Annotated in this window: 12 protein-coding genes and 1 other annotated feature; of the genes, 1 reads left to right on the forward strand and 11 read right to left on the reverse strand. The window is 40.9% G+C overall.

Features of this window, described 5'->3' with window-relative positions; translation table 11 throughout:
• Positions 1-114: 114 nt before the first annotated feature.
• The 9 genes from HPT25_RS00830 to zapA all read right to left on the reverse strand — a co-directional run bounded on the left by HPT25_RS00830 (position 115) and on the right by zapA (position 9,213).
• Entirely contained in the window at positions 115-1,092 is a 978-nt protein-coding gene (locus HPT25_RS00830; protein ID WP_173058645.1) for an electron transfer flavoprotein subunit alpha/FixB family protein, read from the reverse strand.
• A gap of 46 nt (positions 1,093-1,138) precedes the next feature.
• Positions 1,139-1,912, reverse strand: coding sequence for an electron transfer flavoprotein subunit beta/FixA family protein (locus HPT25_RS00835; protein ID WP_173058647.1), 774 nt, complete (start codon positions 1,910-1,912; stop codon positions 1,139-1,141).
• A gap of 120 nt (positions 1,913-2,032) precedes the next feature.
• Positions 2,033-2,806: an enoyl-CoA hydratase gene (locus tag HPT25_RS00840; protein WP_173058650.1), complete on the reverse strand. Its 774-nt coding sequence runs from the start codon at positions 2,804-2,806 to the stop codon at positions 2,033-2,035.
• Between the two features lie 29 nt (positions 2,807-2,835).
• A complete protein-coding gene (gene fadR / locus HPT25_RS00845) occupies positions 2,836-3,420 on the reverse strand; it encodes a fatty acid metabolism transcriptional regulator FadR (RefSeq protein WP_173058653.1) in 585 nt (194 codons plus the stop codon).
• A 385-nt stretch (positions 3,421-3,805) separates the two neighbouring features.
• The gene (locus tag HPT25_RS00850; protein WP_173058655.1) at positions 3,806-4,213 is read right to left on the reverse strand and encodes a DUF350 domain-containing protein; all 408 of its coding nucleotides are present in this window, start codon (positions 4,211-4,213) and stop codon (positions 3,806-3,808) included.
• 20 nt (positions 4,214-4,233) lie between these two features.
• Positions 4,234-6,591 carry an endonuclease MutS2 gene (locus HPT25_RS00855; RefSeq protein ID WP_173058658.1) on the reverse strand — a complete coding sequence of 786 codons (2,358 nt, stop codon included), beginning with the start codon at positions 6,589-6,591 and terminating at the stop codon, positions 4,234-4,236.
• A gap of 14 nt (positions 6,592-6,605) precedes the next feature.
• Entirely contained in the window at positions 6,606-8,327 is a 1,722-nt protein-coding gene (polX, locus tag HPT25_RS00860) for a DNA polymerase/3'-5' exonuclease PolX (protein WP_173058661.1), read from the reverse strand.
• 64 nt (positions 8,328-8,391) lie between these two features.
• A complete protein-coding gene (locus HPT25_RS00865; protein WP_173058664.1) occupies positions 8,392-8,946 on the reverse strand; it encodes a CvpA family protein in 555 nt (184 codons plus the stop codon).
• Positions 8,947-8,952: 6 nt separating this feature from the next.
• On the reverse strand, positions 8,953-9,213 hold the full coding sequence (gene zapA, locus HPT25_RS00870) for a cell division protein ZapA (RefSeq protein ID WP_173058667.1): 261 nt from the start codon (positions 9,211-9,213) through the stop codon (positions 8,953-8,955).
• A 111-nt stretch (positions 9,214-9,324) separates the two neighbouring features.
• On the opposite strand from zapA, the gene rnhC reads away from it, so the two are divergent.
• A complete protein-coding gene (gene rnhC, locus HPT25_RS00875) occupies positions 9,325-10,281 on the forward strand; it encodes a ribonuclease HIII (RefSeq protein WP_173058670.1) in 957 nt (318 codons plus the stop codon).
• Positions 10,282-10,315: 34 nt separating this feature from the next.
• Here the strand turns inward: rnhC and pheT are convergent, their stop codons facing one another.
• Positions 10,316-12,730 (reverse strand): phenylalanine--tRNA ligase subunit beta, encoded by a 2,415-nt coding sequence (pheT, locus tag HPT25_RS00880; protein WP_173058673.1) that lies wholly within the window; start codon positions 12,728-12,730, stop codon positions 10,316-10,318.
• A gap of 191 nt (positions 12,731-12,921) precedes the next feature.
• Positions 12,922-13,959 (reverse strand): phenylalanine--tRNA ligase subunit alpha, encoded by a 1,038-nt coding sequence (gene pheS / locus HPT25_RS00885; RefSeq protein ID WP_173058676.1) that lies wholly within the window; start codon positions 13,957-13,959, stop codon positions 12,922-12,924.
• 56 nt (positions 13,960-14,015) lie between these two features.
• Positions 14,016-14,258, reverse strand: a binding site (T-box leader).
• Between the last annotated feature and the right edge of the window lie 34 nt (positions 14,259-14,292).

A 14,292-nucleotide genomic window follows, 5' to 3' on the forward strand; every position in this document is an offset into this window, starting at 1 on the left:
TATAACATTGATTGGAAAATGACGCTAATAATATGTTTCGTCACTTAATTTCCCCAATATTACGGCTGATATTCCAGTAAAAAGCGAGCGGATCAACCCGCTCGCTCATTGTTATTATTGGTGCACCTTCAGCTTTTTAAACTCTTCTGTTAACATTGGTACCACTTCGAATAAGTCTCCAACGATTCCATAATCAGCTACTTTAAAGATATTGGCTTCCGGATCTTTGTTGATTGCAACTATGACTTTAGAGTTTGACATTCCGGCAAGGTGCTGAATCGCTCCGGATATCCCACAGGCAATATATAGATCAGGTGTAACAACCTTGCCTGTTTGCCCGATTTGCATAGAATAATCGCAATAATCAGCATCACATGCACCACGTGAAGCCCCAACTGCGCCTCCCAAGACATCTGCTAATTCTTTTAGCGGCTTAAAGCCTTCAGCACTCTTAACACCGCGTCCACCAGAAATAATTACCTTGGCTTCGCTTAAGTCAACGCCCTCTGTTGCTTTTCGAACCACTTCTTTAATAATGGCGCGAAGGTCTTTAATTTCTACAGATAAAACTGATACATCGCCACTCCTGCTTTCGTCTTTTTCCAACGGAGTAATGTTGTTTGGACGAACAGTAGCAAAAATTAGGCCATCCGTTACAATTTTCTTTTCGAAAGCTTTACCTGAATAAATTGGTCTTGTAAAGACAACATTTCCACCTGCAACTTCAACAGCCGTGGCATCAGAAATTAAGCCTGAGGAAAGTTTTCCAGCAATTCTTGGAGACAGATCTTTACCAAGAGCTGTATGGCCAATCATTAGTCCTTCCGGCTGCTCTTGTTCGATAACGGCAAGTAATGCTTGCGAGAATCCATCAGATGTATATTGTTTTAATTTCTCATTCTCCACTACTACGACACGGTCTGCTCCATATTTTACTAACTCTAACCCTAAAGCGCTTACAGATTCACCAATAAGAACTCCTACTATTTCTCCGCCTTCAGCAACCGTTTTCGCAGCACCAATTGCTTCAAAAGATACATTACGTAAGGATCCGTCACGAACTTCTCCTAATACCAATACTTTTCTAGCCATTCTGATTTACCTCCTGCAAACAATTTTTGTGAAAACACCGATTCTATTACACTACTTTTGCTTCTGTATGGAGTAAATGGACAAGTTCTTTCACTTGATCTGCCAAATCACCGGATAATACTTTGCCAGCTTCTTTTTTAGGCGGTAAATAAATTTCAATTGTTTTAGTTTTTGCTTCTACATCTTCTTCTTCAAGATCAAGGTCATCTATTTCCAGTTCATCAAGCGGCTTTTTCTTTGCTTTCATAATCCCCGGTAATGACGGATAACGTGGTTCGTTTAAACCTTGCTGTGCTGTGACTAAAAGAGGAAGACTTGTTTCAATGACTTCAGAATCGCCCTCAACATCTCGTGTCACGGTGACGCTTGTGCCATCAATTTCAAGTTTTGTAATTGTTGTCACATAAGGGATATTTAAAAGCTCGGCTACGCGCGGACCAACCTGACCAGAACCACCGTCAATTGCAACGTTGCCGCCTAGTATTAAATCAGCTTTTTTATCTTTTAAGTATTCAGCAATAATTTTTGCAGTTGTATATTGATCGCCATTCTCAACATCATCTTCTGTATTAATGAGAACAGCTTTATCGGCTCCCATCGCCAGCGCAGTACGTAATTGTTTTTCAGACTCTTCATTGCCGACAGAAATAACGGTTACTTCTCCGGCATTGGCATCGCGGACTTGGATTGCCTCTTCAATTGCATATTCATCATAAGGATTGATGATAAATTCTGCACCATCCTCGTTAATTTTTCCACCGGAGATTGAAATCTTTTCTTCTGTATCAAAGGTCCTTTTCATTAACACATAAATGTTCATGGCTATGTTCCCTCCTAATAAATTCAAACATTTCACCAGTTTGAAAGATTGAGAAAATTCTTCCGAAAAAATTTATCTAAGCCTTCTGCTGACGAGCCGGTAATACCCCGCTGCAGAATCTTATTCCCCTTTAAAATGTGGCTCTCTTTTTTCAATAAATGCCTGAATGCCTTCTTTTGCATCAGCAGAAGCAAACACTTCACCAAATAACTCAGCTTCCTTGTTCATTCCTTCATAAAATTCTTCTGTTTTAGCATAGTTTAATAGTTCGATAACAGCTTTTACAGAGGCTGGGCTTTTCTTGGCAATTTTCTTGGCTAAATTATAAGTCTGCTCTAATACTTCTGTTTCTGGATATGCATGGCTTGCGAGTCCATAACGGACTGCCTCCAATCCTGTTATAGGATCAGAAGTTAACATCATTTCAGCTGCTCTTGCTGTTCCAACGTATTTTGGCAAACGCTGGGTTCCTGCAAATCCTGGAATGATACCAAGCTGGAGCTCAGGGAGACCAAGTTTGGCCGTTTCGCTGACGATCCGGATATGACAGGCCATTGCTAGTTCAAGGCCTCCGCCAAGTGCTGCACCGTGAATCCCAGCAATAATCGGTTTTGGGAATTTTTCCATCCTATCAAACAAATCTTGTCCCACTTTTCCTAGATTGGAAAAACCGGCAGAAGTGTCAACTGTAGTAAACTCTTTAATATCTGCCCCCGCAGAAAAAAAGCGGCCCTCACCATGAATAACAATTACTCGTATATCACGGTTGGGTTCGATTTCATCAAGAACAGCCGACAATTCCTTAAGCAATCCCGACGAAAGGGCATTTGCCGGGGGCCTTGATATGGTAATAGTGGCAATAGCTTGATCATGAGACCATTTTAAATATTCCAAAATACTCCCTCCCCTTCCTTTTCACAACACTAGCGGCTTCCAAACCCGTTAATCAGCATCCGGTGGATTTGAGGTGCCAGCGCATTAAGATTATATTTTTCTTCATTCATTACCCAAGATGTGATCGCCTCATCAATGGTACCGAATATCATTTGTCGCGCCAGGCGTACATCGAGGTCACTTGAAAACTCCCCAGTTTCTTTTCCTTCTATTAAAATTTTATCGATCACATGCAGATACCCTTTTAAAATATCATTTATCTTTAGGCGCAATTCCTTATTTGATTGGCGCAATTCCAATTGGGTAACAATTGCAAGGTGATGATCTTCTGATAACAAACTTAAATGAGTTTCAATCAACACTAATAACTTCTCTGTTGATGTCTCTTTTCCTTCTATCATTTCCTCAATTTTTTCTACAAAACTTCCCATTTTTTCTTCAAAGAGAGAGATTAGAATATCTTCTTTGTTCTTAAAATAAAGATAAATGGTGCCATCAGCTACGCCAGCTTGTTTGGCAATCTTGGAAACTTGTGCTTGATGATAGCCATTTTCTGCGATAACAATAACCGCCGCATCAATAATTTGCATATATTTTGGCTTGGATTTTTTCATTGTCTCGATCCCTCCTTTGAAGAAAAACTAATGAACAAATTGCAAATTTCAAAATATAACATGAATGAATCATCATTCATGTTTTTATAATAATTTTAATCCTTCTTTCTGTCAAGAATTATCAGAGTAAACTTTTTCGCAATATTTTAACATTTCTAAGTAAAGGCGCTGTTAAATTTATCTGTTGATTTTCGCTCCAATCAACAGTGTTTAAATATCAACAATGTTCATTAAATAGCCAAGTCAAAAGAAAAACACCGCTGACACTTTCATCAGCGATGTCCTTATTTCACAAAAAACGCTAAATATATGACTCCAATCACCAAGAAAACACCGCATAAACCGAGAAGTACTTTTGCTAATGTCTCCACATTTCATTCTCCCTTTACTTAATACCTGCCCCGATAACATAGGACAAGCCAATAGAAATGATCATCGAAATAAATCCTACTGCACGATTATCTTTTTGAATTTCTTCATCAATCTTGAATGTTGGTGTCAAAAACTCATAAATAAAATATCCTGCCAACAGCAAGATGAAGCCGTAAACACCCCATCCTACCATGGTCAGTAACGCATTATGTTGTTCAATAGCTGCACGAAAAATATTGGCTACACCAAATATTTTCCCTCCCGTAGCCATCGCAACAGCTAGGTTTCCTTTTTTGATCTCTTCCCAATTTCTATACCTTGTCACTGCTTCAAAGATAGCTAAAAAAACAATCATACATAAAATGACTATGCTGTAATAGGCTGCCGTCTGAATATATTCATTCTCCCAAAACTGATTCATTCCTTAAACTCCCTGGAATTTTATTTAAATTCGACGACAGTAACGCCGGTTCCACCTTCACCTGCATCCCCAAAACGAATGTTTTTTACTTGACGATGATTCCTTAAATACTCCTGTACTCCCTGTCTTAATGCGCCTGTTCCTTTCCCATGGATAATGGAAACACGTGGATAATTGGCTAGCAGGGCATCATCTATATATTTTTCTACTTTAATCAGTGCGTCCTCATAACGTTCCCCACGCAAATCAAGTTCTAATTTCACATCGGCGTCTCTGCCCTTCACAATCGCAAGAGGCTTCGTATCTAATTGCTTTGGCGTACTAATGTACTCCATATCTTTTTCTTTGACTTTCATTTTTAAAATGCCGATTTGGACCTGCCATTCATTTTCTGAAACTTTGTCCACTAGCGTTCCTTTTTGATCAAATGTTAGAACCTTTACTTCATCCCCAGGGCGAAACATATGTTTTTTTGCTTTTTTTGCTGCTAGTATCTGCGTTTTCTTAATTTCCGGTGCCGCAGTTTCCAGACGCCTTTTCGCATCAATTAATTCATGTTCTTTAATTTCGGCATGTTTTTCGGTTCTCATTTTACGGAGATCACGAATAACCTGTTCTGCCTCTTTTTTCGCGTCATCTACGATCGTTTCTGCTTCTTCTGCCGCTTTTTCCAGCATAGAATCCTTTTTCTCGTAAAATTCAATCATTTGCTTTTGCATGTCTTGATGTAACTTTTCAGCCTGTTTTAAGTAATCACGAGCTTCCAGCATTTCCATTTCCGCCTGCCTCTTACTTTCCTCCAATGAAGCAATCATCTTATCAATTTGATTCGTATCTTCACTGACGTGGGAACGGGCAGACTGAATGACTCTTTCATTTAATCCGAGCCGTTTCGAAATTTCAAATGCATTACTCCGGCCAGGAACGCCTAACAAAAGTTTATATGTTGGACTAAGTGTCTCTACATCAAACTCCACACTGGCATTCAATACGCCTTCGCGATTATAGCCATAGGCTTTAAGTTCAGGATAATGAGTCGTGGCGACAACTCTTGCTCCCCTCTGGTGTACCTCATCCAGAATGGATATCGCCAATGCCGCTCCTTCCTGTGGATCTGTACCAGCACCAAGCTCATCAAACAGCACAAGACTGTTAAAATCAACCCGCCGTAGAATTTCTACAATATTTACCATATGAGAAGAAAATGTACTTAAGCTCTGTTCAATCGATTGTTCGTCACCAATATCAGCATATACTGCTTCAAACACAGCCAACTCAGAACCTTCTTGAGCCGGAATCCGCAATCCAGCCTGTGCCATTAAAGAACATAAGCCAAGTGTTTTTAATGTAACCGTCTTTCCTCCGGTATTTGGACCTGTGATCACAATCGTCGTAAAATCATTACCAAGAATGATATCATTGGCCACTACTTCATTAATCGGAATTAACGGATGTCTTGCTTTGTATAAAGTAATTCTTCCTTCATTATTCATTTTCGGCATCGTGGCTTTCATTTGTTTTCCATATCTTGCCTTCGCAAAAATAAAGTCCAGATTTGCCAAAACTTTAACGATCACATGTAATTCACTTTCTTGCTCTGCTACTTTTGCAGAGAGCTCTGTCAGAATACGCTCAATTTCCATCTGTTCCTTCACACGGATATCCTGGAGCTGATTGTTTAGCTGAACGATCGCCTGCGGTTCAATAAACAAAGTCTGTCCTGAAGCACTTTGATCATGAATGATACCTCCATAGTGACCCCTGTACTCCTGCTTGACAGGGATAACGAAGCGGTCATTACGAATGGTAATAATCGCGTCAGATAGCATTTTTTGCGCACTTGATGAACGGATCATGCTTTCTAATTTTTCACGAACCCTCGCTTCACTTGAACGAAGCTGGTGCCGTAATGATTTTAGCAATTCACTTGCCCCGTCCAAAACCTCGCCATTTTCATCTATCGCCTGTCTAATTGTTTGTTCGAGATTGGTTAACGGAATTATTTGCTCCACCTGTTCCAGTAAAATCGGAATTTCTGCCCGCTCTTCAGCAATTTCCTCTATAAACCGCTTCATTTGACGACTTGCACGAATTGTACTGGCAGTTTGCACCAGCTCCAAAGGACTTAAAACACCGCCAATAACTGATCGTTTCACGTGTGGACGGATATCATGAATTCCTGAGAGTGGGACATTTCCTTTAATTCGAATGACTGTTGATGCCTCATCTGTTTCAGATTGTAGTTTCATGACTTCTTCAAAATCTGATGATGGCACGAGGTTTTTTATTTTATCTTTTCCAAGGGAAGAGGCAGCAAATTCGAAAAGCTGCTCTCTTACCTTTGTGAATTCCAATACTTTTAAAACTCTATCTTGCATGGAGAAAATCCTCCTTATGTTGTTCGATTATGTAGAAATTGAAGCAGCTCTTCCTTATCAAGGGCGTTCAAGACGGATGTTTTTTTAATCCATCCTTTTCTTGCCGCTGCCACGCCGATTTCCATATGTTTTAACGTATCCACCATATGAGCATCCGTGTTGATTAATATTTTAACTCCTGCCGCCTGTGCTTTTCGTAAGGAATCTGCTTTTAAGTCAAGGCGGTTAGGATTAGCGTTTAACTCCAAGGCGGTATTCGTTTCTTTTGCTAATTGAATTAATAGATCAATGTCAATATCATAGCCTTCACGACGGCCGATTTTCCTACCGGTTGGATGGGCAATCAAATCAACGTGGGCATTCGTTAACGCTGTTTTCAAACGCTCCATGATGATTTCCCGCGGCTGGGAAAAAGCTGAGTGGATGGAGGCGATGACAAAGTCCATTTCCGCGAGCAACTCATCATCATAATCAAGCGTGGCATCTGGCAAAATATCCATTTCCACCCCGGACAAAATGAGAAAATCATCATATTTTTCATTTAGTTTTTTTATTTCCTCCCGCTGATTGAGGAGTCGTTCCCGTGTAAGTCCATTCGCTACCTTTAAGTACTGTGAATGATCAGTAATGGCCATATATTGATATCCGCGGGCCCGGCAGGCCTCTGCCATTTCTTCTATAGACTGGGCACCATCACTCCAGGTTGAGTGCATATGGAGGTCCCCTTTAATATCTGACAGCTCAATTAATTCCTCTGAAGCTGAAAATGTATCCACTTCTTTTCCATCTTCTCTAATCTCAGGCGGAATAAATGGTAAATCAAAATGTTTAAAAAACTCTTCCTCTGAATGAAAGGTTAAAATTTCTCCAGTCTCAAGGTTTTCCACACCATACTCACTAATTTTTTCCCCGCGTTCCTTGGCAAGCTGCCGCATCCGCACATTGTGTTCCTTCGAACCTGTGAAATGATGAAGTGTCGTAATAAATTCCTCTGGTTTTACCAAGCGAAAATCGACGGAAATATCATAATCAAATGCAAATATAATGGAAACTTTCGTTTCACCAGCACCGATGACTTCTTTTATATCAGGCCATTTTAGCAGCTGTGCTCTTACTGTTTCCGTATCATTTGTCGCAATGATAAAATCAAGATCCTTAATTGTTTCCCGGAGCCTTCTTAAGCTTCCTGCACGTGAAAATCGAATGATGGCCGGAATCTCAGCAAGTTTTTTTTCTATCATTTCAGCGATTGGCAGCATATAAGCGACAGACAGACGTTCTGGGCGGGAACCCGCATCCGCAATAGCGCTTAATATTTTTCCCTCTGTTTTTTTACCAAATCCGGCAAGAGTTTGAACCCGCCCTGCCTCACAGGCTTCCTTTAAACTGGAGACATCTGAAACCCCAAGCTCCTGATAAAGCTTGGCAATTTTCTTTCCTCCAAGGCCTGGAAGCTGTAATAACGGAATTAATCCGGAAGGGACTTCTTTCTTCAGCTCTGTCAGCACAGGGGAAAATCCTTCTTTTATGTATTCTTCAATAACTGCCGCAGTTCCCTTGCCAATCCCTGCAATCGCTGTAAAATCTTCTATTTCTTCAAGGGATCTTTGATCTGCTTCCAGTGCAGCAGCAGCCTTACGGAAAGCGGAAATCTTAAACGTATTTTCCCCTTTTAATTCCATATATGTTGCAATCATTTCCAAGTGTCTAATGATTTCTTTTTTATTTCTACCCATTCATTTTCACCTGCCCCATTTAAATCGCATCTTTATCATACCCTTTAATAGAAAAACTTCTCCGCTACAGAGAAGTTGACGCAGCTGTATGTTCAATCCACCAGCCCTTGATCTGCTGGGAAAAAATTGGGGTATAATTTACAATCGCTTTGGCCATAAAGGAATGGTCCAACTGTGTTTGAAAAATTTCTATTGGAACTAGGGCACCAATATATAATAAAATAAAGATAATTAAATAGACTTCAAGGAAGCCTAGTATGCCGCCTGCCCATATATTTAAGATTCTTAAAATGGGCAAGTTTGCAATAAAGTCAAGCATGGAGCCAACAATTTGCAATAATATTTTGACGGCGAAGAAAATAATAGCAAAGGCAATCGCCCGATAGAAAGCTGTTTCCATATTACTCGATTCAGTTAGTATTTTCAGCATAGAATTATTGCCGAAATTCGGATAGGGAATCCATAACGTTAATTTCGGTGCCAGCTGCCCATAATATAAATAGGCGACCACATATGCAATAATAAAACCTGTTAAATGGATCAGCTGCAGGATAAATCCCCTTCTCAGGCCAACAAAAAATCCAATAATCAAAATTAAAATAATGGCTAAATCCAGCATGTCTTTTTATTCCTTTTCCTTTAGTTGTTCTATTTGCAGCCGTTCCAGCAGATCCTTCATTTTAAGATAATCATTGACGGCGTTTACTGCTGTTAAAACGGCGAGTTTATTAACATCTAAGCCTGGATTCCTGGAACTGATTTCGCGCATTTTATTGTCAACCAGTGAGGCTACATGCCGAATATGACTGGAACTTTCCGTACCTAGAATCACATATTGCTGCCCGTATATTTCAACGGTTATTCTATTTTTCTGTGTATTTGACAATGTTAATGCCCCTTTCAAAGAATCCTACTCTATATCATAACACGAACATATAGTAGTGGAAAAGTTAAACCAATTATAAGAAGAAATTTGTAGAAATGTGGTGCTTTTATTTTGGGAAATGTTGTTTTAGTTTGTGATCAGAATAAAATTTTAAAAATGAGAGACTATTATGGGAAATACTTGGTTGAGAAAACACCGCCAAGCAGTGTTTTTGCTGCAAAAACACCATCTTGTATGATTACAGCCTACCAATCAGGCAAAGTTCTATTTCAAGGGAACGCCTGTGAAACGGAAGCCAGCAAATGGGGAGCCGCTGATGCCCCCAATTCTCCTGCCAAAAAAAACTCTACATCCACAAATAAATCGGCAAAAAACAGCGGCCTGCCAGCTGAAATCAGCAAGCTCTCTGTCATTGGGTCCGATGAAGTGGGGACAGGTGATTTTTTCGGTCCAATTACCGTTGTTGCTGCCTATGTAAAAAAAGACCAGATTCCTCTTTTAAAAGAACTGGGTGTGCGCGATTCAAAGGATTTAGGAGATGAAAAAATTATAGAGATCGCTAAAGTGATCAAAGACGTGGTTCCTTTCAGCCTGATGACATTGAAAAACGAAAAATATAATCAAGTACAGCAGCAAGGCATGTCACAAGGAAAAATGAAAGCCCTCCTTCATAATCAGGCCATTTTAAAAGTACTTAATAAAATATCTCCTGAAAAACCGGATGCCATCCTTATTGATCAATTTGTCCAGGCAAGTACATACTACCAACACTTAAAAGGCCAAAAATCCATTGCCAAGGATGATGTTTTTTTCAGTACGAAGGCAGAAGGTATTCATCTTGCAGTTGCAGCCGCCAGCATTCTTGCCCGTTATGCGTTTATTCAATACATGGATAAACTGAGTGAAGAGGCAGGTTTTGTGATTCCAAAAGGTGCAGGTGCAAAGGTTGATGAAGCAGCTGCCAAGCTCATTCTGAAAAAAGGCCGCTCATGCCTCCCATCCTTTGTGAAGCTGCATTTCGCCAATACGGACAAAGCATTGGCCCTAGTTAATAAAAAGAGGAACTGAGTAAATACTCAGTTCCTTCTTTTTTCTAACATGACTATCCTCTTAATACTGCTCCAGCCTTGTCTTTCAAAGCCTCAAGCACACGTTCATGAACCTTCGTTACCTCTTCATCCGTCAAAGTTCGTTCAGGATCCACATACTTCAACGTGAACGCAATCGATTTCTTTCCTTCCTCCATCTTATCGCCTTCATATAAATCAAAAACATAGGCTTCTTTAAGTAACGGTGCACCAGTCGTTAAAATAACTTCTTTCAAGGTGCCTGACACCGTTTCTTTGTTTACCACGAGGGCAATGTCCCTTGTGATGGATGGGTAGCGCGGGATGGCTTGATATCTCAATGGTTCTGCGCTTTCATCAAGCAAAGCTTTTAAAGATAGGTCGAATACATAGGTGTCTTTCAGGTCATGGTCTTTTTGAATGCTTGGATGAACTTGCCCAACGAAGCCGATCTTCTCTCCCTTTAACCGAATTTCAGCGGTGCGTCCTGGATGCATACCTTCCACTTGTGCTTGAACGTATTCCACACGATCGCTAAGTCCAAGTTTCGCGAACATTCCTTCTAAAATCCCTTTTAAAACAAAGAAGTCAACCGGTTTCTTTTCTCCTTGCCATAAATGGCTGTGCCAAAGTCCGGTAATCGCTCCAGCCACATGTTCTTCCTCGGTTGGCAATGCATCTTTACCGTTCGATAAAAAGACGTTACCTGTTTCATAGACCGCTAAGCTGTCATTTTGGCGGGCACTATTATATTTTAATACCTCCAATAGCTGCGGCAAGATACTTAAGCGCAGGACGCTTCTGTCTTCACTCATTGGCATGGCCAAACGAATCGCTTCACGGATTTCAAGTGCAAATTGCGCTGCCTTTTCCTCACTCGTTAATGAGTAGGTTACTGCCTGATATAAGCCAGCCCCCTCAAGATAGGCACGGACAACCCGGCGTTTCTTTTGATAGTCTGACAATTTTCCTGGTGTAGCCGAACCAATCGGCAAGGTTTTTGGAATGTTATCATAGCCGTATAAACGAGCAACTTCTTCAATTAAATCTTCTTCAATTTTGATATCGCCGCGGCGTGTTGGAGCTGTCACAGTAATCGTGTCTTTCTCTACAACGGAATCAAATTGCAAACGATCGAAAATGTCTTTTACACCATTCATGCTTAGCTCAGTGCCAAGAACACGATTGATTTTCTCAAGCGTAATGGAGACAACTGCCGGCTCGATTGAAAGTGTGTCAATTTCAGCAGCTCCTTCGAGCACTTCTCCGCCTGCATATTTCTCTATTAAATAGGCTGCACGTTCACCTGCTGCACGGACCCGTTTTGGGTCAACTCCTTTTTCAAAGCGGGCACTCGCTTCACTTCTTAAGCCATGATCCTTTGAAGCTTTTCTGACTGTTAAGCCATTAAAATAAGCAGCTTCTAGTAACACGGTCGTAGTATCGGATGTAACCTCTGAATTGGCTCCGCCCATCACACCAGCAAGAGCAACAGGCTCTGTACCATTGGTAATGACAAGATGCTCGGAAGTTAATGTCCGTTCTACATCATCAAGGGTGACAAATTTCTCGCCATTATGGGCACGGCGAATAAGAATTTCTTTTGATCCTAGACGGTCATAATCAAAGGCGTGCAGCGGCTGACCGTATTCTAATAGAACATAATTGGTAATATCGACCACGTTGTTGTGCGGACGGATTCCTGCATTCATTAATCTTGTTTGCATCCAAAGCGGCGAGGGACCAATTTTTACATTTTTAATGATTTTAGCTGAATACAATGGATTATCTTCTTTTGCTTCAATAACAATTTTTACATAATCTGTTGCTTTTTCAGCAATTAGCTCTAGGTCCGTTTCCGGAAATTTAACCTCTCTGCCAAGAATTGCTGCTACTTCATAAGCAACACCCAGCATACTTAAACAATCTGCGCGGTTTGGTGTTAAACTAAGCTCAAGCACTTGGTCGTCCCTGTTCAAAAATGCTAGGGCATCAGTACCAACCTCTGCGTCTGCCGGAAAAACAAAGATTCCTTCAGAATACTCCTTTGGTACAATCTTTCCTTCCATTCCAAGCTCTTGAAGGGAACAAATCATACCATTGGATTCTTCGCCGCGAAGCTTTGCCTTTTTGATTTTAAAATTGCCTGGTAAAACCGCGCCCACCGTAGCTACGGCAACCTTTTGACCTTTCGCAACATTCGGTGCGCCGCATATAATTTGTACCGGCTCTCCTTCACCGAGATCCACAAGGCATTTGCTCAATTTATCAGCATTTGGGTGCTGTTCACGTTCAAGGACATGACCTACCACAACCCCTTTAATGCCTTCATTTAAAATGTCTACCCCTTCAACTTCGATCCCGCTTTTCGTAATTTTTTCCGCTAGTTCTTCTGCCGTTACTCCAGTTAAATCCACATAATCCTGGAGCCATTTATATGAAACGAACATGTCGTCATCCTCCTTTTATTATCGAGCTCCAGCGCCTAGCCCCTCTCTGGTCTAGCCGCCCCCTCCGGATGGATGGTCCATCCTCCGGAGGCCGTCTTAAGCTTGGCTACAGAAAGGGAGACGAATCGTCGCTTCGCCTGCGATAATTCTCCCTATATCGCGGCTGATCAAGGCGCTATTTGCTTTTATGATTACTCATGTTTAGCGAATTGTTTTATGAACCTGACATCATCTGTATAGAAATGACGAATATCATCGACACCATACTTTAGCATGGCAATCCGTTCTGGTCCCATTCCAAACGCAAATCCGGTATATTTCTTTGAATCATATCCAGCCATTTCCAAGACGTTAGGATGAACCATACCAGCACCTAAAATTTCAATCCAGCCAGTTTGCTTACAAACGCTACAGCCATGGCCGCCGCAAATTTTACAAGAGATATCCATCTCCACTGATGGTTCTGTAAATGGGAAAAAGCTTGGTCTTAATCTGATTTCCCGATCTTCTCCAAAAATCTTTTTCGCAAATACTTCTAATGTGCCTTTTAGATCGCTCATTCGGATATTTTCGCCAACCACTAAGCCTTCAATTTGCATAAATTGGTGTGAATGCGTCGCATCATCATTGTCACGGCGGTACACTTTACCAGGACAAATGATTTTAATTGGACCCTTTTCCTGGTGTTTCTCCATTGTTCTTGCTTGAACAGGAGATGTATGAGTACGAAGTAATATTTCTTCTGTGATATAGAACGAGTCCTGCATATCTCGTGCCGGATGCCCTTTTGGTAAATTCAATGCTTCAAAGTTATAATAGTCTTGTTCTACTTCTGGACCTTCAGCAATTTCATAACCCATGCCGATAAATAAATCTTCAATTTCCTCAATAATTTTTGTCAGCGGATGATGATTACCTACACTGATCGGACGGCCTGGCAATGTCACATCAATGCTTTCTGAAGCTAATTTCTCCTGGACAGCAGCTGCTTCCAATTCTGTTTGTTTTGCTTCAATTTTAGATGAAATGGCTTCTCTTACTTCGTTTGCGAGAGCCCCCATAATAGGACGCTCCTCAGCTGAAAGCTGCCCCATACCTCTTAACACTTCCGTAATCGGGCCTTTTTTGCCTAAATAAGCAACACGAATGTCATTCAATTCTTTTAAGCTTGAAGACTGTTCGACTTGTTGAATCGCCTGTGCTTGCAATTCCTTTAATCTTTCTTGCATGATGATTCCTCCTTCATTTCATGGTGTCAGGCACCAAATAAAAAAACCCCATCCCAAAAAGGGACGAGGTTTACAGTCGCGGTACCACCCTTATAAACACCTATGTATCACATATTGTGTTCACTTCATTCGGATAACGGCTTGTGCCGGTGCATCTTTACAGTTCATTCTTGAACTGGTCCCGATGCCAACTCAGGAGGTGAACTTCTCTTGTCGTTACCATAAAGGTGCTTTCAGTCACGGCACCTTCTCCCTATATGGCCTTTTGGCAAGATACTTTTCTCCGTCATTGTTTTTATCATAATCAACATTGTTCATTATTATATAACAAAT

Origin of the sequence: Neobacillus endophyticus, from assembly GCF_013248975.1 — a bacterium.
GTDB lineage: Bacteria > Bacillota > Bacilli > Bacillales > Cytobacillaceae > Neobacillus > Neobacillus endophyticus.

Bases quoted from the DNA above. Each gene is read 5' to 3' on its own strand.
- pheS (WP_173058676.1), bottom strand. From the start codon at position 13,959: ATGCAAGAAAGATTAAAGGAATTGCAAGCACAGGCGATTCAACAAGTC.
- HPT25_RS00835 (WP_173058647.1), bottom strand. From the start codon at position 1,912: ATGAACATTTATGTGTTAATGAAAAGGACCTTTGATACAGAAGAAAAG.
- HPT25_RS00865 (WP_173058664.1), bottom strand. From the start codon at position 8,946: ATGCTGGATTTAGCCATTATTTTAATTTTGATTATTGGATTTTTTGTT.
- HPT25_RS00850 (WP_173058655.1), bottom strand. From the start codon at position 4,213: ATGAATCAGTTTTGGGAGAATGAATATATTCAGACGGCAGCCTATTAC.
- fadR (WP_173058653.1), bottom strand. From the start codon at position 3,420: ATGAAAAAATCCAAGCCAAAATATATGCAAATTATTGATGCGGCGGTT.
- pheT (WP_173058673.1), bottom strand. From the start codon at position 12,730: ATGTTCGTTTCATATAAATGGCTCCAGGATTATGTGGATTTAACTGGA.
- HPT25_RS00855 (WP_173058658.1), bottom strand. From the start codon at position 6,591: ATGCAAGATAGAGTTTTAAAAGTATTGGAATTCACAAAGGTAAGAGAG.
- HPT25_RS00830 (WP_173058645.1), bottom strand. From the start codon at position 1,092: ATGGCTAGAAAAGTATTGGTATTAGGAGAAGTTCGTGACGGATCCTTA.
- polX (WP_173058661.1), bottom strand. From the start codon at position 8,327: ATGGGTAGAAATAAAAAAGAAATCATTAGACACTTGGAAATGATTGCA.